The organism is Modestobacter sp. VKM Ac-2984 (genome assembly GCF_026967985.1).
Lineage (GTDB): Bacteria > Actinomycetota > Actinomycetes > Mycobacteriales > Geodermatophilaceae > Modestobacter.
This window is the reverse complement of the sequence record NZ_JAPVBJ010000001.1, coordinates 100,829-120,582: the sequence shown is the minus strand read 5'-3', so window position 1 is coordinate 120,582 and position 19,754 is coordinate 100,829. Positions and strand designations below refer to the sequence as shown.

Genomic DNA, 19,754 nt, shown 5'->3' with positions numbered 1-19,754 from the left:
CCTCGTGGCAGCCCGCACCAAGGCGCGCAAGCGCGCGGTCGACGTCCTCTACGAGGCCGACCTGCGCTCCAGCGATCCGCTCACGGTCCTGCGGGACCGCATCGCCGACGGCAACCCGCCGGTGCCCGAGCACGCCGTCCGGCTGGTCGAGGGCGCCGTCGCGCAGCAGGCCCGGATCGACGCGCTGATCGAGGAGCACGCCTCCGGCTGGTCGCTGGACCGGCTGCCCGACGTCGACCGGGCGATCCTGCGGATGGCCGTGTTCGAGCTGCTGTGGGTCGACGACGTCCCCGACGCGGTGGTCATCGACGAGGCGGTGGAGCTGGCCAAGGCGCTGTCCACCGACGACTCGCCGGCCTACGTCAACGGCGTCCTCGGCGGCATCGTCCGCGCCGAGATCCCCACCTGAGGCAGCCGCAGCCACCTGCTGCGAACGCGAACGGCCCACTCTGGAGACCAGAGTGGGCCGTACCCGTTCAGCGCCCTGCCGGGGGCCTTCGTCAGCGCGGCGCGCGGCGGCGGTCGCCCCAGTTCGCCTCGTCGTCGTCCTCGGTGGCGTAGCCGACGCCGTCGGCGCCCGGGGAGAGCACACCCCACTCGATGAGCCGGGTGGTCAGCTCGTCGGGGCTCATGTCGTAGATGATCGCCAGCGACTTCAGGTCCTCGGCGCGGATCGAGAGCACCTTGCCGTTGTAGTCGTGCCGCTGCGCCTGGATCGTCGAGGCGTAGCGGGCCAGCGGGCCGGCCTCGTCGGCCGGCAGCGAGCCCAGCGACTCCAGGTTGAGCACGATCTTCGTGCTCTTGGTGACCGCGGAGCTCGGCCGCGGGTCCGGCAGCAGCTCGGAGACGGGCACGCCGTAGAAGACGGCCAGCTCGGACAGCCGCTGCACGGTGACCGCGCGGTCGCCGCGCTCGTAGGAGCCGACGACGACGGCCTTCCACCGGCCGTGGGACTTGTCTTCCACGCCCTGCAACGACAGCCCTTGCTGGTTGCGGATGGCCCGCAGGCGGGCGCCCAGCGCCCTGGAGTAGTCGGTGCTCATGACCTCTGCTCACTGACTGTCGTCGGTAGGGAACGGTTCTGGTCACGCAGAGTACTGGCACAGCCGGTGTGGCGACAGCCCGGGAGCCCCCAACGGGTCAGAAGCCCTCGCCGGCCGAGGCAGGAACCATCGCAGCGACCGCCTGCCGGGTGCGACGCGGGCCACCTCCGGCGGTGCAGTACCGTCTTCGGCGGTCCACCTCGTCGTCGGCCGGTCCGGCCGGCGGCGCTGATCTCCTTTAACGACCCGTCCCGTGAGGCGGGGAAGGAGGCTTGATGACCACGTCATCAGAGCTGCCCGTGCCACCGCCCACCGAGCCGCCCGCCGGTGGCCCCCCGCCGTTGCTGAGCGCGGACGACGTCGCCCGGGTGGTCGACCGGATCGCCCACCAGCTGATCGAGCGCGCGGCGAGCGCCTCCTCCGCCGGCACCGCCGACGGCGGCCTCGGTGACCTGGTGCTCGTCGGGATCCCCACCCGCGGCGCCCCGCTGGCCCGCCGGCTGGCCGCCCGGATCGAGGCCTTCAGCGGCACGGCGGTCGACGTCGGCACCGTCGACATCACCCTCTACCGCGACGACCTGCGGCTGCGCGGCGTCCGGGCCCTGGAGGACACCCGGCTCCCGGGTGCCGGGGTCGACGGCCGGCTGGTGGTGCTCGTGGACGACGTGCTGTTCTCCGGCCGGTCGGTGCGCGCCGCCCTGGACGCGCTGCGGGACCTCGGCCGGCCGCGCGCCGTGCAGCTGGCGGTGCTGGTCGACCGCGGCCACCGGGAGCTGCCGATCCGGGCCGACTACGTGGGCAAGAACGTGCCGACCTCCCGCACCCAGTCGGTGAAGGTGCACCTGGCCGAGGTCGACGGGCTGGACGAGGTCCTGCTGACCGAGGGGGAGGACGCGTGAAGCGGCACCTGCTGGAGGCCGCGGACCTGGACCGGGCCGACGCGACCCTCGTCCTGGACACCGCCGGCCAGATCGAGTCCGCACTGGCGGGCCGGGAGGTCAAGAAGCTCCCCACCCTGCGTGGGCGCACCGTGGTCAACCTCTTCTACGAGGACTCCACCCGCACCCGGATCTCCTTCGAGCTGGCGGCCAAGCGGCTCTCCGCCGACGTCATCAACTTCTCCGCCAAGGGCAGCAGCGTCTCCAAGGGCGAGAGCCTGAAGGACACCGCGCTGACCCTGGAGGCGATGGGCAGCGACGCGATCGTCATCCGGCACCAGGCGTCGGGAGCGCCGCACCGGCTGGCCCGCTGGGTCAAGGGCAGCGTGGTGAACGCCGGCGACGGCACCCACGAGCACCCCACCCAGGCGCTGCTGGACGCCTACACGATCCGGCAGCGGCTGGGCCGGCTCGACGGCGTGCGGGTGGCGATCGTCGGCGACGTGCTGCACAGCCGGGTGGCCCGCTCCAACGTCTGGCTGCTGACGACCCTGGGTGCGGAGGTGACGCTGGTCGCCCCGCCGACCCTGCTGCCGGTGGGCGTGGGCAGTTGGCCGGTGGCGGTCAGCTACGACCTGGACGCCGTGCTGCCCAAGGTCGACGTGGTGATGATGCTGCGGGTGCAGGCCGAGCGGATGAACGCCTCGTTCTTCCCCAGCGCCCGCGAGTACAGCCGCCGCTACGGCCTGGACGGGCGGCGGATGGCCGTGCTGCCCGACGACGCGATCGTCATGCACCCCGGCCCGATGAACCGCGGCATGGAGATCGCCGCCGAGGTGGCCGACTCGGCCCGCTCCACCATCGTCGACCAGGTCGGCAACGGCGTGAGCGTGCGCATGGCCGTCCTGTACCTGCTGCTCGGCGGCGCTCCCGAGGGGACCACGTGACCACGTACCTGATCAAGAACGCGAAGCCGTACGGCGAGGACGCCGTCGACCTGCTGCTGGCCGACGGCGTGATCACCGCCGTCGGCACCGACCTGTCCGCCGACGGCGCCCAGGTGGTCGAGGCGGCCGGGTTGATCGCGCTGCCCGGCCTGGTCGACCTGCACACCCACCTGCGCGAGCCGGGCCGGGAGGACGCCGAGACGGTCGAGACCGGCAGCCGGGCCGCGGCGCTGGGCGGGTTCACCGCGGTGCACGCGATGGCCAACACCGACCCGGTCGCCGACACCGCCGGTGTGGTGGAGCAGGTCTGGCGGCTGGGCCAGGAGGCCGGCCTGGTCGACGTCGTCCCGGTCGGGGCGGTCACCGTCGGACTGCGCGGGGAGCGGCTGGCCGAGCTCGGCGCGATGGCCGACTCCGCCGCCCGGGTGCGGGTGTTCTCCGACGACGGGCACTGCGTCGCCGACCCGGCGCTGATGCGCCGCGCCCTGGAGTACGTCAAGGCCCTCGACGGGGTCGTCGCCCAGCACGCCGAGGAGCCGCGGCTCACCGTGGGCGCGCAGATGAACGAGGGCGACCGCTCCGCCCGGCTGGGGCTGGTCGGCTGGCCGGCCGCGGCCGAGGAGGCGGTGATCGCCCGCGACGTGCTGCTGGCCCGGCACGTCGGGGCACGGCTGCACGTCTGCCACGTCTCCACCGCCGGGTCGGTGGAGATCCTGCGCTGGGCGAAGTCCCGCGGGGTGCAGGTCACCGCCGAGGTGACCCCGCACCACCTGCTGCTCACCGACGAGTGCGCGGAGACCTACGACCCGGTGTTCAAGGTGAACCCGCCGCTGCGCACGGACGCCGACGTCCGGGCGCTGCGGGCCGGGCTGGCCGACGGCACGATCGACGCCGTCGCCACCGACCACGCCCCGCACGCGGTGGAGGACAAGGAGAGCGAGTGGGCCTCGGCCCGGCCGGGGATGCTCGGCCTGGAGCAGGCGCTCTCGATCGTCGTGCAGACCATGGTCGAGCCCGGGCTGCTCGACTGGCGCGGGGTCGCCGACCGCATGTCGGTCCGGCCGGCGGCCATCGGCCGCCTCGCCGATCGTGGTCCGGACTCCCACGGCCGACCGCTCGCCGTCGGCGAGCCGGCCAACCTGCTGCTGCTGGACCCCACGCACCGGGCCACGGTCGACCCGGCCGCGCTGGCCAGCCGCAGCCGCAACAGCCCCTATGCCGGCCGGGAGCTCCCCGGCCGGGTGGTCGCCACGTTCCTGCGGGGGACGGCGACCGTGATGGACGGGAAGGCACAGAAGTGAGCGACGCGATCCTCGTCCTCGAGGACGGCAGGACCTTTCACGGCGACGCCTACGGCGCGACCGGCACGACCGTCGGCGAGGCGGTGTTCTCCACCGGGATGACCGGCTACCAGGAGACGCTCACCGACCCCAGCTACGCGGGCCAGATCATCACGATGACGGCGCCGCACGTGGGCAACACCGGCGTCAACGGCGAGGACGACGAGAGCCGCCGGATGTGGGTGGCCGGCTTCGTGGTCCGCGACCCGGCCCGACGCCCGGCCAACTGGCGGGCCACCGGCAGCCTGGACGACGAGCTGGTCGCCCAGGGCGTGGTGGGGATCAGCGGCATCGACACCCGCGCGCTGACCCGGCACCTGCGTGACCGCGGCGCGATGCGGGCGGGGATCAGCACCGAGCTGGGGGCCGACGAGCTGCTGGCCCGGGTGACCGCCAGCCCGAGCATGACCGGAGCGGACCTCGCGCCGAGCGTCAGCGCGAGCGAGCCCTACGTCGTCCCGGCGGTGGGGGAGAAGCGGTTCACCATCGCCGCCCTCGACCTGGGCATCAAGACCGCCACCCCGCGGTACCTGGCCGAGCTCGGCGTCGAGACGCACGTGCTGCCGGCCACGGCGACCGCCGAGCAGCTGCTCGAGGCCGGGGTGGACGGCGTGTTCGTCTCCAACGGGCCCGGCGACCCGGCGGCCGCCGACTACGCGGTCGCCGCGGTGCGCGGGGTGCTGGCGGCCCGGCGTCCGCTGTTCGGCATCTGCTTCGGCAACCAGATCCTCGGCCGGGCCCTGGGCCTGGGCACCTACAAGCTGCGCTTCGGCCACCGCGGGCTCAACCAGCCGGTGCTGGACCGGGTCAGCGGCACGGTGCGGGTCACCAGCCACAACCACGGCTTCGCCGTCGACGCCCCGCTGGACCGGCCGGTCGACACCCCCTTCGGGCCGGTGGAGGTCAGCCACGTCGGGCTCAACGACGACGTCGTCGAGGGCCTGCGGCTGCTGGAGACCCCGGCGTTCAGCGTGCAGTTCCACCCGGAGGCCGCGGCCGGGCCGCACGACGCCAACCCGCTGTTCGGCCGGTTCGTCGACCTGATGGCCGCCGAGCGCGAGCGCGGGGAAGCGGTCAGCCCCCCGCTGACAGTGCAGGACACCACCGGCGAGAAGGGGGCCTGAGATGCCCAAGCGGACAGACCTCCAGCACGTGCTCGTGATCGGCTCCGGGCCGATCGTCATCGGCCAGGCCAGCGAGTTCGACTACTCGGGCACCCAGGCCTGCCGGGTGCTCAAGGCCGAGGGGCTGCGGGTCAGCCTGGTCAACAGCAACCCGGCCACGATCATGACCGACCCCGAGGTCGCCGACGCCACCTACGTGGAGCCGCTGACGCCGGAGTTCGTCGAGCGGGTGATCGCCAAGGAGCGCCCCGACGCGCTGCTGGCCACCCTGGGCGGCCAGACGGCGCTGAACCTCGCCATCGGGCTGTACGAGAACGGGGTGCTGGAGAAGTACGGCGTCCAGCTCATCGGCGCCGACGTCGACGCGATCAACCGCGGCGAGGACCGGCAGAAGTTCAAGGACATCGTGCGCTCCATCGGCGCCGACGCCCCGCGCTCGACGGTCTGCGGGACCGTCGAGGAGGCGCTGGCCACCGCCGCCGAGGTCGGCTACCCGGTGGTCATCCGACCCAGCTTCACCATGGGCGGGCTGGGCTCGGGCATCGCCACCGACGAGCCGATGCTGCGCCGGATGGCCGGCCACGGGCTGGCCGACTCCCCGGTGCACACCGTGCTGATCGAGGAGTCGGTGCTCGGCTGGAAGGAGTTCGAGCTCGAGCTGATGCGCGACCGCAGCGACAACGTGGTGGTCATCTGCTCGATCGAGAACATCGACGCGATGGGCGTGCACACCGGTGACTCGGTGACCGTCGCCCCGGCGATGACGCTCACCGACCGCGAGTACCAGCACATGCGCGACGTCGGCATCGCCGTGCTGCGCGAGGTCGGCGTCGACACCGGCGGCTGCAACATCCAGTTCGCCGTCCACCCGGAGACCGGCCGGCTGGTCGTCATCGAGATGAACCCGCGGGTGTCACGGTCCAGCGCCCTGGCGTCCAAGGCCACCGGCTTCCCGATCGCCAAGATCGCCGCCAAGCTGGCCATCGGCTACACCCTCGACGAGATCACCAACGACATCACCGGGGTCACCCCGGCGTCGTTCGAGCCGTCGCTGGACTACGTGGTGGTGAAGATCCCGCGCTTCGCCTTCGAGAAGTTCCCCGGTGCCGACCCGCGACTGACCACCACGATGAAGAGCGTCGGTGAGGTCATGGCGATGGGCCGCAACTTCACCGAGGCGCTGGGCAAGGCGATGCGGTCGACGGAGACCTCGGCGGCCGGGTTCTGGACCGACGCCGCCCAGCCCGCGGACGCCGCGGCACTGGTGGAGCAGTTGCGCACCCCCGTCGACGGCCGGCTGTACACCGCCCAGCGGGCCCTCGCCGCGGGCGCCACCGTCGAGCAGGTGTCCGAGGCCAGCGGCTTCGACACCTGGTTCGTCGACCAGATCGCCATGGTCAACGAGATCGGCGAGGAGGTCCGGGAGGCGCCGTCGCTGACCCCGGAGCTGCTGCGCCGGGCCAAGCGGCACGGCCTGTCCGACCGCCAGGTGGCCGTGCTGCGGCCGGAGCTGGCGGGGGAGGACGGGGTCCGCACGCTGCGCTGGCGGCTGGGCATCCGGCCGGTCTACAAGACCGTGGACACCTGCGCCGCCGAGTTCGCCGCCCGGACGCCGTACCACTACTCCTCCTACGACTCCGAGACCGAGGTGGAGCCGCGGGAGAAGCCGGCGGTGCTGATCCTCGGGTCGGGTCCGAACCGGATCGGGCAGGGGGTGGAGTTCGACTACTCCTGCGTGCACGCGGTGATGGCCCTGCAGGACGCCGGCTACGAGGCGGTGATGGTCAACTGCAACCCGGAGACCGTCTCCACCGACTACGACACCGCCGACCGGCTGTACTTCGAGCCGCTCACCTTCGAGGACGTCCTGGAGGTCGTGGAGGCCGAGCGCGCCGCCGGCCCGGTCGCCGGGGTCATCTGCACCCTCGGCGGGCAGACCCCGCTGGGCCTGGCGCAGCGGCTCAAGGACGCCGGCGTCCCGGTGCTGGGCACCTCCCCGGAGGCGATCGACGCCGCCGAGGACCGCGGCGAGTTCTCCCGGGTGCTGTCCGACACCGGCCTGCTCGCGCCCAAGCACGGCATGGCGACGACGTCGGCCGAGGCGGTGGCGATCGCGGCGTCCATCGGCTACCCGGTGCTGGTGCGACCCTCCTACGTGCTCGGCGGGCGCGGGATGGAGATCGTCTACGAGGACGCCATGCTGGAGGCCTACATCACCAAGGCCACCGACGTGAGCGCCGACCACCCGGTGCTGGTCGACCGGTTCCTCGAGGACGCCGTGGAGATCGACGTCGACGCGCTCTACGACGGCACCGACCTGTACCTGGGCGGGGTCATGGAGCACATCGAGGAGGCCGGGATCCACTCCGGCGACTCGGCGTGCGCGCTGCCGCCGATCACCCTGGGCGGGGAGGACCTGCAGACCATCCGGCGGGCCACCGAGGCGCTCGCCGCCCGGATCGGCGTGCGCGGGCTGATGAACGTGCAGTACGCGCTGAAGGACGACGTCCTCTACGTGCTGGAGGCCAACCCGCGCGCCAGCCGGACGGTGCCGTTCGTGTCGAAGGTGACCGCGGTGCAGCTGGCCAAGGCCGCGGCGCGGATCGCGGTCGGCCAGACGATCGCCCAGCTGCGCACCGAGGGCGTGCTGCCGGCCACCGGTGACGGCACCGACCTGCCGGTCGACGGCCCGATCGCGGTGAAGGAGGCGGTGCTGCCGTTCCACCGCTTCCGGACCATGGAGGGCCACGGGGTGGACACCGTGCTCGGGCCGGAGATGAAGTCGACCGGTGAGGTGATGGGCATCGACGCGGAGTTCGGCACCGCGTTCGCCAAGTCCCAGGCCGCCGCCTACGGCGACCTGCCGACCGGGGGCACGGTGTTCGTGTCGCTGGCCAACCGGGACAAGCGCTCGGCGGTCTTCCCGGTCAAGCGGCTGGCCGACCTGGGCTTCCGGGTGCTGGCCACGGTGGGCACCGCCCAGGTGCTCCGCCGCAACGGGGTCGCCTGCGAGGTGGTCGGGAAGTTCTCCCAGGGGCCGGGCAACGTGGTCGAGCGGATCCTGGCCGGCGAGATCGACCTGGTGGTCAACACCCCGTTCGGCACGCCGGGCAACAGCGGGCCGCGGCTGGACGGGTACGAGATCCGGGCCGCCGCGGTGAGCGCCGGCATCCCGTGCATCACCACCGTGCAGGGGATGGCGGCCACCGTGCAGGGCGTGGAGTCGCTGCGCCGCGGCGACATCGGGGTGCGCAGCCTGCAGGACCTGCACCAGGCCCTGGCCGCCGCCCAGGCGGCGGCCGGGACCACGGCATGACGGGGGGCGGGGGAGCAGACACGGTCGTGGTCGAGCTCGTCCGGGAGGTGCGGGCGGCCGGGCTGACCGGTCCGGTGCTCCGGGGCCTGCACGCGGCCGCCGTGACCCGGCTGGACGGCGCCCCCGCCCCCGAGCCGGTCTGGCTCGTCGAGCTGACCACCGAGCTGGACCGGGACGGGCTGGGCGCCGACGACCTGCCCGCCCTGGTCCGGCTGCTGGCCACCACCGGGATGCACCGGCTGCTGGCCCGGGCGGGGGTGTGCTTCCCGGCCTACGCCCTCACCGACGACGTGGCCGCTGCGCGCGTCGGACCGCCGGGGCCCCGGCTGCCGGTCCGCCCGCGGGCCGCCGGCAGCTGGTCGGTGCTGGGCCGGCGGACCGGCTTCCCGATCGGCGTCCCGGCCTGCCCGATGACCGGCACCGCCGCCTGGGTGCAGTACCTGGCCGGCAACGGCTTCAACCTGCTCACCTACAAGACGGTCCGCAGCCGCCCGCACCCGGCCAACCAGTTCCCCAACTGGGCGTTCGTGCCCTCGGTGCGCGAGCCGTTCGCGGTCGACGGCCCGCCGCCGGTGGTCACCGCCGAGCCGTCGGACTGGGTGCCGCCCGGCGACCCGGCGGTGACCAGCGCGAACTCCTTCGGGGTGCCGTCGCCGGACCCGGCGGTCTGGACCGAGGACGTCGCCGCGGCCGTCCGCTGCCTGGCCTCCGACCAGCTGCTGCTGGTCAGCGTGCTGGGCGAGGACGTCGGCGAGGGCCCGCCGCAGTTGCAGGCGATCGCCGAGGACTTCGCCCGCACGGCGCGGCTGGCGGAGTCCGCCGGCGCCCCGGTGGTGGAGCTCAACCTGTCCTGCCCCAACGCGCTGGACGCCGCCCAGGGCGGGGTGCGACCGCCGATCTGCCTGGACGCCGAGCTGACCACCGCGATCGTCGAGACCACCCGGCGCGCGCTGTCCAGCAGCACCGGGCTGGTCGCCAAGCTCTCCTGGCTGGACGCACCCGCGCTGGCCGGTCTGCTGCCGCGGATCGCCCCGCAGCTGGACGGGGTGGCCGCGATCAACACGGTGCAGTGCGCCGTGCAGCGCGCCGACGGCCGGCCCACCTTCCCGGGGCGGCCGCTGGCCGGGGTCTCCGGCGCCGCGGTGCGCGACCTCGCCCTGGACTTCACCGCCCGGCTGCTGGACCTGCGGGCGGCCGGCGGGTTCGACTTCGACGTCCTGGCGATGGGCGGGGTGACCGACCCCGCGAGCTGCGCGGCGCTGCTGGAGCTCGGCGCGGCCGGCGTGCAGACCGCCACCGGCGCCTTCGCCGACCCCTTCCTCGCCCGGGCGTGCGTCACCGAGCTCGCCGGGGCCGCGGCGTGAGCGGCACGTTCGGGGAGCGGCTGGCCGACGCCGTCGCCGCTCGCGGCCCGCTCTGCGTGGGCATCGACCCGCACGTGCCGCTGCTGGAGCGCTGGGGGCTGCCCGACAGCCCGGAGGGGCTGGCCCGGTTCACCGACGCCGTCGTGGACGCGCTGGCCGGGCACGTGGCGGTGCTCAAGCCACAGCTGGCCTTCTACGAGCGGCACGGCTCCCGCGGGCTGGCCGTGCTGGAGGAGGCCGTCGTGCGCGCCCGGGCGGCCGGGGCGCTGGTCCTGCTGGACGCCAAGCGCGGTGACATCGGCTCCACCATGGACGCCTACGCCGACTACCTGCGCCCCGAGCACCCCCTGGCCGTGGACGCCCTGACGGTCAGCCCCTTCCTGGGCCCGGGGTCCCTGCAGCCGGCCGTGGACACCGCCCGCCTGCACGGCGGTGGGCTGTTCGTCCTGGCCCGCACCTCGAACCCGGACGCCGGCACGCTGCAGCACGCACTGGTGGGGGAGCGCACCGCCGCCCAGGTCGTCATCGACACCGTGCGCGGCTGGAACACCCCGGGGTGGGTGGTGGGCGACCCGCTGCCCGACATCGCCGCGGTGCGCGACCTGGCGGGCCGGTGGGGCCCGACCACGGGCTCGTTCGGCGTCGTCGTGGGCGCCACCCTGCCCGACCTGGACGTCGACCTCGACGGGCTCGGCGGGCCGGTGCTCGCCCCGGGCCTGGGCGCCCAGGGCGGGTCGGCCGCCGACCTGCGCCGGCTGTTCGGGACCGGACGCGCCGTCGTCCCCACCGTCTCCCGGGACGTGCTGCAGGCCGGGCCGGACGCCGCCGCGCTGCGGGCCGCAGCCGACCGCTGGACGGCCGAGCTCACCGCGTGAGACGCGCGGCGCCCCGGGCGGTGCTGGCCCTCGGGGCGGCGCTGTGTGCGCTGGGCGTCGCGCTGTTCTGGCGGGCGAACCAGCCGGGGTCACCGACCGACGGCGGGTGGGCCGCCTACACGCCCCTGCCGGCGGGGACCGCGTACCAGAGCAGCCTGACCCTCTCCTTCGACGACGACCGCTGGGCGGTGCTCTGGACCGCCGGCCACGTCGTCGGTGCCGGGCTGGCCGTGGTCGGGCTGCTGGTGCTGTCCGGCCTGGCCGGGTGGCTGCTGGGCCGGCGGCGGCCTGGCCGGTGACCGTCGTCGCCATGGCGGGCCGGCCCCCGGTGCGGTCGCCGTGCTGGTGGTGGTGACAGGCGTCGCGGTCCTCGGTGGCCTGCTGCTGGCCGGGGTGGTCGGTCGGTCGCTGGGCGGCGGACGACCGGTTGACCAGCAGTGACGGCAGGGTTACGGGACCGCCCGGTCCGATCGCGTGTCCGTGCAGCACACCGGCCCGGCGCAGATGACACGGGGTCCAGGATGACCAGCGGGTTCGAGGTGACTAGGTTGGCGCCCAGGCTCACACCGAGGGCCGCCGTCCAGGCACACTCCACACCGAACGACACCGCCGGTCGCAGCGCCGGCACGATCACGATTGGGTTGCTCCGTGCCCCTTCCCGAGTTGTCCCCAGAACAGCGCGCCGCAGCCCTGGAGAAGGCCGCCGCGGCCCGCAAGGCCCGCGCCGAGCTGCGTGAGCGGCTGAAGACCAAGGGCGCGACGGTCGGCGACGTCCTCAAGCAGGGCGAGACCGACGAGGTCATCGGCAAGATGCGGGTCTCCGCGGTGCTGGAGTCCCTCCCCGGTGTCGGCAAGGCGCGCGCGGCCAAGATCATGGAGCGGCTCGAGATCTCCCCGACCCGTCGCGTCCGTGGCCTCGGCGCCAACCAGCGCAAGGCGCTGGAAGCCGAGTTCGCCGGCGAGGTCGTCGAGCCCTGAGTCCGTCCCTGTCCCGACCGACCCGCACCCCCAGCCCGAGGACGCCGAGCGTGGCCCGCACCCCTGCCCGCCTGACGGTCCTCTCCGGTCCCTCGGGGGTGGGCAAGGGCACGGTCGTCGCCGAGGTCCGGCGCCGGCACCCGGAGGTCTGGGTGTCGGTGTCGGTCACCACCCGTGCCCCCCGTGCGGGTGAGGTCGACGGTGAGCACTACTGGTTCGTCGACGACGACTACTTCGACTGGCTGATCGAGCACGACGGCCTGCTGGAGTGGGCGGAGTACGCGGGCAACCGCTACGGCACCCCGGTGGCACCGGTGCAGGAGCAGCTGGCCTCCGGCGCCCCGGCGCTGCTGGAGATCGAGTTGCAGGGCGCCCGGCAGGTGCGCGAGCGCGCACCGGAGGCCCAGCTGGTGTTCCTGGCCCCGCCGTCCTGGGCGGAGCTGGTCAGCCGGCTGGCCGGCCGGGGTACCGAGCACCCCGAGGTCCAGTCCCGCCGACTGGCGCTCGCGCAGGCCGAGCTGGACGCCTCCGGGGAGTTCGACGTGGTCGTCGTCAACGACGACGTGGCCAGGGCCGCCGACGAGTTGGTAGGCTTGCTGACTGCGTCTCCCCCCGCTGGTCCCTGACCGCGGTCGAGGGCGCACCCGAGGCGACCGTGCGGAGCCATCCGCCGCCCGCCCGCACACCGAGTTGAGGAGCACGCCCGCCCGTGTCCGGAGTCGCACCTGCCCCTGAGGGCATCACCAACCCGCCGATCGACGAGCTGCTCGAGCGGACCACCAGCAAGTACGGGTTGGTCATCTACGCCGCCAAGCGTGCGCGCCAGATCAACGCCTACTACAGCCAGCTCTCCGAGGGCCTGCTGGAGTACGTCGGCCCGCTGGTCGACACCGCGCCCCAGGAGAAGCCGCTGTCGATCGCGCTCCGCGAGATCAACGAGGGCCTCCTCGCCCACACCGCCGGCGAGAACTAAGTAGTTCTTCTTCGGCCCCCTCCGGTCGTGGCCTGAGCTTGCGAAGGCCTCGTGGGAGGGGGTCCTTTCAATGACGAAGCCCCCGGCTGGTGCCGGGGGCTTCGTCGTGTGTGGAGGATGGACCGCATGAGCCAGATCGTCCTGGGCGTGGGTGGTGGCGTCGCGGCCTACAAGTCCGCCCTGTTGCTGCGCGCCCTCACCGAGTCCGGCCACGACGTCCGGGTGGTGCCCACGGCGTCGGCGCTGCGCTTCGTCGGCGCCGCGACGTTCGAGGCGCTCAGCGGGAACCCGGTGTCCACCGAGGTCTGGGACGACGTCCCGGAGGTCGCCCACGTCCGGATCGGGCAGCACGCCGACCTGGTCCTGGTCAACCCGGCCACCGCGGACCTGCTGGCCCGGGCGGCGGCCGGGCGGGCCGACGACCTGCTCACCGCCACGCTGCTCACCGCGCACTGCCCGGTCGTCTTCGTCCCGGCCATGCACACCGAGATGTGGCTGCACCCGGCCACCCAGGACAACGTCGCGACGCTGCGCCGCCGCGGCGCGGTCGTGCTGCCCCCCGCGGTGGGGCGCCTCACCGGCCCGGACTCCGGCCCCGGGCGGCTGCCCGAGCCCGCCGACGTCGCGGCGCTGGCCGAGCTGGTGCTCTCCGCCGGTGCCGGCGCGCTCGCCCCCGACCTCACCGGCCGCCGGGTCGTGATCAGCGCCGGCGGCACCCGGGAGCCGCTGGACCCGGTGCGGTTCCTGGGCAACCGCTCGTCCGGGCTGCAGGGCTGGGCGCTGGCCCGGGTCGCCGCGGCCCGGGGCGCCGAGGTCGTGCTGGTCGCCGCCAACGTCGAGCTGCCGGCCCCGTTCGGGGTGCGGGTGGTGCCGGTGGAGAGCGCCGAGGAGCTCCGGACCGCGATGCACGCCGAGTCGTCCGGGGACCCCGGGTCCTCCGGGCAGGGGGCGGCTCGGCCGGCCGACGTCGTCGTCATGGCCGCCGCGGTCGCCGACTTCCGGCCCGCCACGGTCGCCGGCAGCAAGCTGAAGAAGGGCGGGGCCGCCGAGCCCAGCTCGGTGGAGCTGGTCCGCAACCCCGACGTCCTGGTCGAGCTGGTGGGCGCCCGGCTGCCCGGGCAGCTCGTCGTCGGCTTCGCCGCGGAGACCGGTGACGCCGAGGGCGACGTGCTGACCCACGCCCGCGCCAAGCTGGCCCGCAAGGGCACCGACCTGCTGGTGGTCAACGACGTCTCCGCCGGCCGCGTCTTCGGCCGGGCCGAGAACGAGGTGACGGTGCTGGCCACCGACGGGTCGGCGACCGCCGTGCCGCCCGGTCGCAAGGACGCGGTCGCCGCCGCGATCTGGGACGTGGTGTCCGACCGGCTGCCCCGGCAGGCCTGACACCACCGCCTCACCGAACGGGCGGGAGCTCCCGCCGGTAGCCTCAGCCGTCGGGCCGTCCACCATGTGGTGCAGCCCGGCCGACCGCGAGCAACGCGCTCGGCAGCCGACCGCAGGGAGAACCGAGTGCCACGCCGTCTGTTCACGTCCGAGTCGGTGACCGAGGGCCACCCCGACAAGATCGCGGACCAGATCAGCGACTCGATCCTGGACGCGATGCTCGCCCAGGACCCGCGCAGCCGCGTCGCCGTCGAGACCCTCATCACCACCGGCCAGGTGCACATCGCCGGTGAGGTCACCACCTCCGGCTACGTCGACATCGCCGACATCGTGCGCAAGACGATCCTCCGCATCGGCTACGACTCCTCCCGCAAGGGCTTCGACGGCGCCTCCTGCGGCGTCAGCGTCTCCATCGGCGCGCAGTCCCCGGACATCGCCCAGGGCGTGGACGTCGGCTACGAGACCCGCACCGGCGAGCTGAGCGCGGCCGAGCACCGGGCCGCGGCGGCCGACGACCTGATCGCGCGGCAGGGCGCCGGCGACCAGGGCCTGATGTTCGGGTACGCGACGGACGAGACCCCCGAGCTGATGCCGCTGCCGATCGCGCTGGCCCACCGGCTGTCCCGGCGGCTGTCGGCCGTCCGCAAGGACGGGTCGGTGCCCTACCTGCGCCCCGACGGCAAGACCCAGGTCACCGTCGTCTACGAGGACGACCGGCCGGTCGCCGTGGACACCGTGGTGGTCTCCTCCCAGCACGCCGAGGACATCTCCATCGACACGCTGCTCGCCCCGGACGTCCAGGAGTTCGTGGTCGAGCCCGCGCTGCGCGAGCTGGGCCTGCCCACCACCGGCTACCGGCTGCTGGTGAACCCGACCGGCAAGTTCGTCATCGGTGGCCCGATGGGCGACGCCGGGCTGACCGGCCGCAAGATCATCGTCGACACCTACGGTGGCATGGCCCGGCACGGCGGCGGCGCGTTCTCCGGCAAGGACCCCTCGAAGGTCGACCGGTCCGGGGCCTACGCGATGCGCTGGGTGGCGAAGAACGTGGTCGCCGCCGGGCTGGCCCGCCGGTGCGAGGTCCAGGTCGCCTACGCGATCGGTGCCGCCCACCCGGTCGGCCTCTTCGTGGAGACCTTCGGCACCAACACGATCCCCGAGGACGTGCTGGAGAAGGCGATCACCGCGGTGTTCGACCTGCGGCCCGGCGCGATCGTGCGGGACCTGGACCTGCTGCGGCCGATCTACGCGCCGACGGCGGCCTACGGCCACTTCGGCCGCACCGACATCGAGTTGCCCTGGGAGCGGCTGGACCGGGTCGACGCGCTGAAGTCGGCGGTGGCATAAGGACCTCCGGGCACCCCGCTGCGCACCGACGCGCAGCGGGGCACTGCAGGAGGGCCGTGCCAGCACGTCGCCGGGGACTGTCGGAGTGAGCGGGGAGACTGGTCCGGTGCGGGTCGCCCGGGTCGTCGTCGACGTGCCGTTGGCCCACCTGGACCGGCCCTTCGACTACGCCGTCCCCGACGAGCTCGCCGAGCAGGTGGTGGCCGGCTGCCGGGTCCGGGTGCGCTTCGCCGGCAAGCTGGTGGACGGCGTCGTCCTCGAGCTGGCCGCCCACACCGACCACACCGGGAAGCTGGCCCCGCTGGCCAAGGTGGTCTCCGCGGAGCCGGTGCTCACCCCGGAGGTCGCCGAGCTGGCCCGCTCGGTCGCCGACCGGTACGCCGGCTCGCTGACCGACGTGCTGCGGTTGGCCCTGCCGCCGCGCCGCGGAGCCCCGGAGAAGCGACCCCGGCTCGACCCGCCGCCGGCACCCGAGGCCCCCGACCCGGCGGGCTTCGCCCGTTACCCGACCGGGCCGCAGCTGTTGACCGCCGTCGCCGAGGGGCGGCCGGCGCGCGCGGTCTGGACCGCGCTGCCCGGGGAGGACTGGCCGACCCGGCTGGCCGAGCTGGCGCAGGCCGCGCTGTCCGGCGGTCGCGGTGCGCTGGTCGTGGTCCCCGACGGCAAGGACCTGGACCGGCTGGCCGCCGCGGCCGACCGGCTGCTGCCGGCCGGCTCGGTCGCCGTGCTGCGCGCGGACTCCTCGCCGGACACCCGCTACGGCCGGTTCCTCGCCGCCTCCCGCGGCACCGCCCAGGTGGTGCTCGGCACCCGGGGCTCGGTCTTCGCGCCGGTGCGGGAGCTGGGCCTGGTGGTCATCTGGGACGACGGTGACGACCTGCACGCCGAGCCGCGGGCGCCCTACCCGCACGCCCGCGACGTGCTGGTCCACCGGGCACACCTGGCCTCCTGCGCAGCCGTGGTCGCCGGGACCGCACGGACGGCGGAGGCGGCGCTGCTGGTGGAGTCCGGGTGGGCGCACGAGCTGATCGCCGACCGCGCCACCCTGCGCGCCGCCGCACCGCGGGTGGAGGCGCTGGGCAGCGACTTCGAGCTGGCCCGGGACCCGGCCGCCCGCTCGGCCCGGCTGCCGACCCTCGGGTTCACCGTGGCCCGGCGGGCGCTGGCCGACGGTGCGCCCGTGCTGATCCAGGTGCCCCGCTCGGGCTACGTGCCCTCCCTGGTCTGCGACTGGTGCCGCGCGCCGGCCCGCTGCGCGCACTGCGCCGGCCCGCTGGGGATCGCCCCGGCGCCGGGGCCCGGTGGCGTGCGGATCGCGGCCTGCCGCTGGTGCGCCCGGCCCGCGGCGACCTTCGACTGCCCGCACTGCCACGGCACCAAGCTGCGTGCCGCCGTCATCGGCGCCTCGCGCACGGCCGAGGAGCTGGGCCGGGCGTTCCCCGGCGCGGCCGTGCGGGTCTCCGGCCGCACCTCCGGCGTGCTGGCCACGGTCTCCGGTGACCCGGCGATCGTGGTCGCCACCCCCGGCGCCGAGCCGGTGGCCGAGGGCGGCTACGGCGCGGCGCTGCTGCTGGACTCCTGGGCGCTGCTGGGCCGGGCGGACCTGCGGGCGGGGGAGGAGACGATGCGGCGCTGGATGAACGCCGCGGCGCTGGTGCGCGCCGGCGGCCAGGTGGTGGTCGCCGCCGACGCGGCCCACCCGGTCGTGCAGGCGCTGGTCCGCTGGGACCCGGCCGGGCTGGCCACCCGGGAGCTGGCCGACCGCCGGGAGCTCGGGTTCCCGCCGGTCACCCGGATGGCCTCCCTGGCGGCGTCCCCGGCTGCGCTGGCGGACTTCCTGGCGGCGCTGCGGCTGCCCGAGGGCGCCGACGTCCTCGGTCCGGTGCCCGAGCCCCCCCGGCCCGGGCAGGAGGGCGAGCGGGAGCGCTACCTGGTCCGGGTGCGGCGCAGCGACGGGGCGGTGCTGGCGCGGGCACTGCACGACGTCCAGGGGGTGCGGAGCGCCAAGAAGGTCGCCGAGCACGTCCGCGTGCAGCTGGACCCGCTCGACCTCGCCTAGGTGGGCGTGACCGTCACGCCGGTGGCAGCGGCTGATCGGCGCACGGCCGCCGAAATCGTCGTGCCGCCCCGTCCGGCCTGGTCGGCCCGGGCGCATCCGTGCCGGACGGGAACCGGCCATCGGGCGGGGCAGCACGCCCGGAGGCCTTGACGACTTTTCTTGTCAGGAGAACGGTGACCTCATGCAGGACGTCGAGGTCATCGAGGACGCGGGAGCCGCCGCCGCCGCGCTGGACCCGGTCCGGGCCCAGCTGCTCGGCGAGCTGGCCGTCCCGGCCTCCGCCGCCGGGCTGGCCGCCCGGGTCGGCATCGCGCGCCAGAAGGTCAACTACCACCTCAAGGCGCTCGAGGCGCACGGCCTGGTGGAGCTGTCCGAGGAGCGCCGGCACGGGGGCATCACCGAGCGGGTGCTGCAGGCGTCGGCGGCGTCCTACGTCGTGTCGCCGGCGGCCGTCAGCGCGGCCGCGGCCGACCCCGACGCCAACGCCGACCACCTGTCGGCGGGCTACCTCGTCGCCCTGGCCGGCCGGCTGGTGCGCGAGGTCGGCGCCCTGGCGCGCCGGGCCGGCGCATCCGGCACGCGCCTGCCGACGCTGACCATCGACACGAAGATCGGCTTCCGCTCGGCCGCCGACCGGGCTGCCTTCGCCGACGACCTGACCGCGGCGGTGCTCGACCTGGCCGCTCGGTACCACCACGACGACGGGCGCCCGCACCGGCTCGTCGTCGCCGCCCATCCCGTTCCCGAGGAGAGAACATGAGCACGACCACGGACGTCCCGTACCGCCTGGAGTTCAGCGTCGAGGTCCCGGGCACCCCAGAACAGGTCTGGCAGGCCATCGCGACCGCCCAGGGCATGAGCGCCTGGTTCCTGCCGACCGAGATGGAGGAGCGCGAAGGCGGCTCCCTGCACTTCTCGATGGGTCCCGAGATGGGCTCGGACGGCCGGGTCACCGGCTGGGACCCGCCGCACCGCATCGCCTACGAAGAGGACTGGGCCGCCCTCATGGGCAAGGACCCGGATGCGCTGAGCCCGCTGACCTCGGAGTTCCTCGTCGAGGCACGGTCCGGCGGCACCTGCGTCGTGCGCGTCACCAGCAGCGGCTTCGGGACCGGCGCCACCTGGGAGTCGGAGTGGTGGGACGACATGGGCTCGAGCTGGACGCCGTTCTTCGACAACCTGCGCCTGTACCTGGCGCACTTCCCCGGCCAGGAGGCCACGCAGCTGGAGGCCACCGCCTCCCACCCCGGCGAGGCGGAGGCGCTCTGGTCGACGCTGCGCGACGCGCTCGGGCTGGGTGACGAGGGCGCGCCGGTCGAGGTGCGCGGCGCCACCGGCACGGTCGAACGTGTCGGCGAGCGGCAGGCGCTGGTCCGGCTCACCGCGCCGGTCCCCGGGATGCTGCGCGTCTTCACGTACGGCCTGGGTGACGGCACGGCGACGGCAGGGGTGCGGGCGTACCTGTTCTCCGCCGACGCCGCTGACCACGTGCGGCGCGAACAGCCGGCCTGGCAGACCTGGCTGCAGGAGCTCTCCGTCCCGGCCTGATCTCCGGTGCGAACTGCCCCGGGTGCTCAGCTGGTCGGCTGGTCCAGCAGTTGCACCAGTTCGGCGTCCAGCTGGGCGGTGGCCATGTCCTCGATCGCCCGCTCGGTGGCCCGGCGCCAGCGCACCGGGAGCGTCGACGCGGCGGCGCCCACCCCGACCACCACCCCCAGCAGCAGGTGCGGACGGCGGTGGCCGCGCCGGCGCAGGGCCCGGGCGGCCGGGCGGTGGACAGCCGTAGCCGCCAGCCCCCAGGCCGTCGTCGCCAGGGCCTGGTGGCGGGTCACCGCCCGGTCGGCCGGGGGCGTCGGCTCGGTCGGCATGCCCTGGAAGGTGCGCCGCAGCGCCGGCAGGTCGTAGGCCACCGTGTCGGCGGCCGTCGCCGCCATCAGGGCCAGGTAGACGCGCCACCGGGCCGCGGACCGGGGTGGCAGGTCGAGGGCGGCTTCGGCGCCGCCGACCATCATCCCGTCGACGAGGGTGCTGATCACGGCGTGGACGCGGTGGGCGGCGAGTGAGGCCATTGCTGCACCGTAGCCAGATCACCCTGCAGGCGCCGCAGCCCCCGGCACCTACGATCGT

At 74.6% G+C, this 19,754-nt stretch carries 19 protein-coding genes; 17 read left to right on the top strand and 2 right to left on the bottom strand.

The genetic code is table 11. The annotated features are described in order from the left end of the window. The first annotated feature begins 4 nt into the window (after positions 1–4). Positions 5–409 (top strand): transcription antitermination factor NusB, encoded by a 405-nt coding sequence (gene nusB / locus O2W16_RS00605; protein ID WP_269156861.1) that lies wholly within the window; start codon positions 5–7, stop codon positions 407–409. Positions 410–500: 91 nt separating this feature from the next. Here nusB and bldD read toward each other — a convergent pair whose 3' ends face one another. After that, positions 501–1,043, bottom strand: a complete 543-nt coding sequence (gene bldD / locus O2W16_RS00600) for a transcriptional regulator BldD (RefSeq protein WP_052091032.1) — start codon at positions 1,041–1,043, stop codon at positions 501–503. 275 nt (positions 1,044–1,318) lie between these two features. Here bldD and pyrR point away from each other — a divergent pair, with 275 nt between their 5' ends. The 16 genes from pyrR (at position 1,319) to O2W16_RS00520 (ending at position 19,175) form a co-directional block, all read left to right on the top strand. Then, positions 1,319–1,942: a bifunctional pyr operon transcriptional regulator/uracil phosphoribosyltransferase PyrR gene (gene pyrR, locus O2W16_RS00595; protein WP_269156860.1), complete on the top strand. Its 624-nt coding sequence runs from the start codon at positions 1,319–1,321 to the stop codon at positions 1,940–1,942. Further along, on the top strand, positions 1,939–2,868 hold the full coding sequence (locus O2W16_RS00590; protein WP_269156859.1) for an aspartate carbamoyltransferase catalytic subunit: 930 nt from the start codon (positions 1,939–1,941) through the stop codon (positions 2,866–2,868). Before pyrR ends, O2W16_RS00590 begins: the two co-directional genes overlap by 4 nt. Continuing rightward, positions 2,865–4,169 carry a dihydroorotase gene (locus O2W16_RS00585; RefSeq protein WP_269156858.1) on the top strand — a complete coding sequence of 435 codons (1,305 nt, stop codon included), beginning with the start codon at positions 2,865–2,867 and terminating at the stop codon, positions 4,167–4,169. Before O2W16_RS00590 ends, O2W16_RS00585 begins: the two co-directional genes overlap by 4 nt. Further along, positions 4,166–5,332, top strand: coding sequence for a glutamine-hydrolyzing carbamoyl-phosphate synthase small subunit (gene carA, locus O2W16_RS00580; RefSeq protein ID WP_269156857.1), 1,167 nt, complete (start codon positions 4,166–4,168; stop codon positions 5,330–5,332). Before O2W16_RS00585 ends, carA begins: the two co-directional genes overlap by 4 nt. A 1-nt stretch (position 5,333) precedes the next feature. Then, on the top strand, positions 5,334–8,648 hold the full coding sequence (carB, locus tag O2W16_RS00575; RefSeq protein WP_269156856.1) for a carbamoyl-phosphate synthase large subunit: 3,315 nt from the start codon (positions 5,334–5,336) through the stop codon (positions 8,646–8,648). A gap of 26 nt (positions 8,649–8,674) precedes the next feature. Further along, on the top strand, positions 8,675–10,012 hold the full coding sequence (locus O2W16_RS00570) for a dihydroorotate oxidase (RefSeq protein ID WP_269156855.1): 1,338 nt from the start codon (positions 8,675–8,677) through the stop codon (positions 10,010–10,012). After that, positions 10,009–10,887 carry an orotidine-5'-phosphate decarboxylase gene (gene pyrF, locus O2W16_RS00565; protein ID WP_269156854.1) on the top strand — a complete coding sequence of 293 codons (879 nt, stop codon included), beginning with the start codon at positions 10,009–10,011 and terminating at the stop codon, positions 10,885–10,887. Before O2W16_RS00570 ends, pyrF begins: the two co-directional genes overlap by 4 nt. Beyond that, a complete protein-coding gene (locus O2W16_RS00560; RefSeq protein ID WP_269156853.1) occupies positions 10,884–11,186 on the top strand; it encodes a hypothetical protein in 303 nt (100 codons plus the stop codon). The genes pyrF and O2W16_RS00560 overlap by 4 nt, the downstream gene beginning before the upstream one ends. A gap of 349 nt (positions 11,187–11,535) precedes the next feature. Beyond that, positions 11,536–11,865 carry an integration host factor, actinobacterial type gene (mihF, locus tag O2W16_RS00555; protein WP_269156852.1) on the top strand — a complete coding sequence of 110 codons (330 nt, stop codon included), beginning with the start codon at positions 11,536–11,538 and terminating at the stop codon, positions 11,863–11,865. Between the two features lie 50 nt (positions 11,866–11,915). Further along, entirely contained in the window at positions 11,916–12,491 is a 576-nt protein-coding gene (gene gmk / locus O2W16_RS00550; protein WP_269156851.1) for a guanylate kinase, read from the top strand. A gap of 83 nt (positions 12,492–12,574) precedes the next feature. Then, entirely contained in the window at positions 12,575–12,838 is a 264-nt protein-coding gene (gene rpoZ, locus O2W16_RS00545) for a DNA-directed RNA polymerase subunit omega (protein WP_036335031.1), read from the top strand. Between the two features lie 126 nt (positions 12,839–12,964). After that, positions 12,965–14,221 (top strand): bifunctional phosphopantothenoylcysteine decarboxylase/phosphopantothenate--cysteine ligase CoaBC, encoded by a 1,257-nt coding sequence (gene coaBC / locus O2W16_RS00540; RefSeq protein ID WP_269156850.1) that lies wholly within the window; start codon positions 12,965–12,967, stop codon positions 14,219–14,221. Between the two features lie 126 nt (positions 14,222–14,347). Then, positions 14,348–15,568 carry a methionine adenosyltransferase gene (gene metK, locus O2W16_RS00535; RefSeq protein ID WP_269156849.1) on the top strand — a complete coding sequence of 407 codons (1,221 nt, stop codon included), beginning with the start codon at positions 14,348–14,350 and terminating at the stop codon, positions 15,566–15,568. Between the two features lie 106 nt (positions 15,569–15,674). Then, positions 15,675–17,627, top strand: a complete 1,953-nt coding sequence (locus O2W16_RS00530; protein WP_269156848.1) for a primosomal protein N' — start codon at positions 15,675–15,677, stop codon at positions 17,625–17,627. Positions 17,628–17,808: 181 nt separating this feature from the next. Then, complete coding sequence (locus O2W16_RS00525) at positions 17,809–18,387, top strand: ArsR/SmtB family transcription factor (protein ID WP_269156847.1); 579 nt, start codon at positions 17,809–17,811, stop codon at positions 18,385–18,387. After that, entirely contained in the window at positions 18,384–19,175 is a 792-nt protein-coding gene (locus O2W16_RS00520; protein ID WP_269156846.1) for an SRPBCC family protein, read from the top strand. The genes O2W16_RS00525 and O2W16_RS00520 overlap by 4 nt, the downstream gene beginning before the upstream one ends. A 26-nt stretch (positions 19,176–19,201) precedes the next feature. Here O2W16_RS00520 and O2W16_RS00515 read toward each other — a convergent pair whose 3' ends face one another. Then, on the bottom strand, positions 19,202–19,696 hold the full coding sequence (locus O2W16_RS00515; protein WP_269156845.1) for a hypothetical protein: 495 nt from the start codon (positions 19,694–19,696) through the stop codon (positions 19,202–19,204). Between the last annotated feature and the right edge of the window lie 58 nt (positions 19,697–19,754).

What these genes read in the sequence shown, in the direction of transcription:
- bldD (WP_052091032.1), bottom strand. Translation starts at nt 1,043, where the DNA reads ATGAGCACCGACTACTCCAGGGCGCTGGGCGCCCGCCTGCGGGCCATC.
- O2W16_RS00515 (WP_269156845.1), bottom strand. Translation starts at nt 19,696, where the DNA reads ATGGCCTCACTCGCCGCCCACCGCGTCCACGCCGTGATCAGCACCCTC.
- carB (WP_269156856.1), top strand. Translation starts at nt 5,334, where the DNA reads ATGCCCAAGCGGACAGACCTCCAGCACGTGCTCGTGATCGGCTCCGGG.
- O2W16_RS00525 (WP_269156847.1), top strand. Translation starts at nt 17,809, where the DNA reads ATGCAGGACGTCGAGGTCATCGAGGACGCGGGAGCCGCCGCCGCCGCG.
- pyrR (WP_269156860.1), top strand. Translation starts at nt 1,319, where the DNA reads ATGACCACGTCATCAGAGCTGCCCGTGCCACCGCCCACCGAGCCGCCC.
- O2W16_RS00520 (WP_269156846.1), top strand. Translation starts at nt 18,384, where the DNA reads ATGAGCACGACCACGGACGTCCCGTACCGCCTGGAGTTCAGCGTCGAG.
- coaBC (WP_269156850.1), top strand. Translation starts at nt 12,965, where the DNA reads ATGAGCCAGATCGTCCTGGGCGTGGGTGGTGGCGTCGCGGCCTACAAG.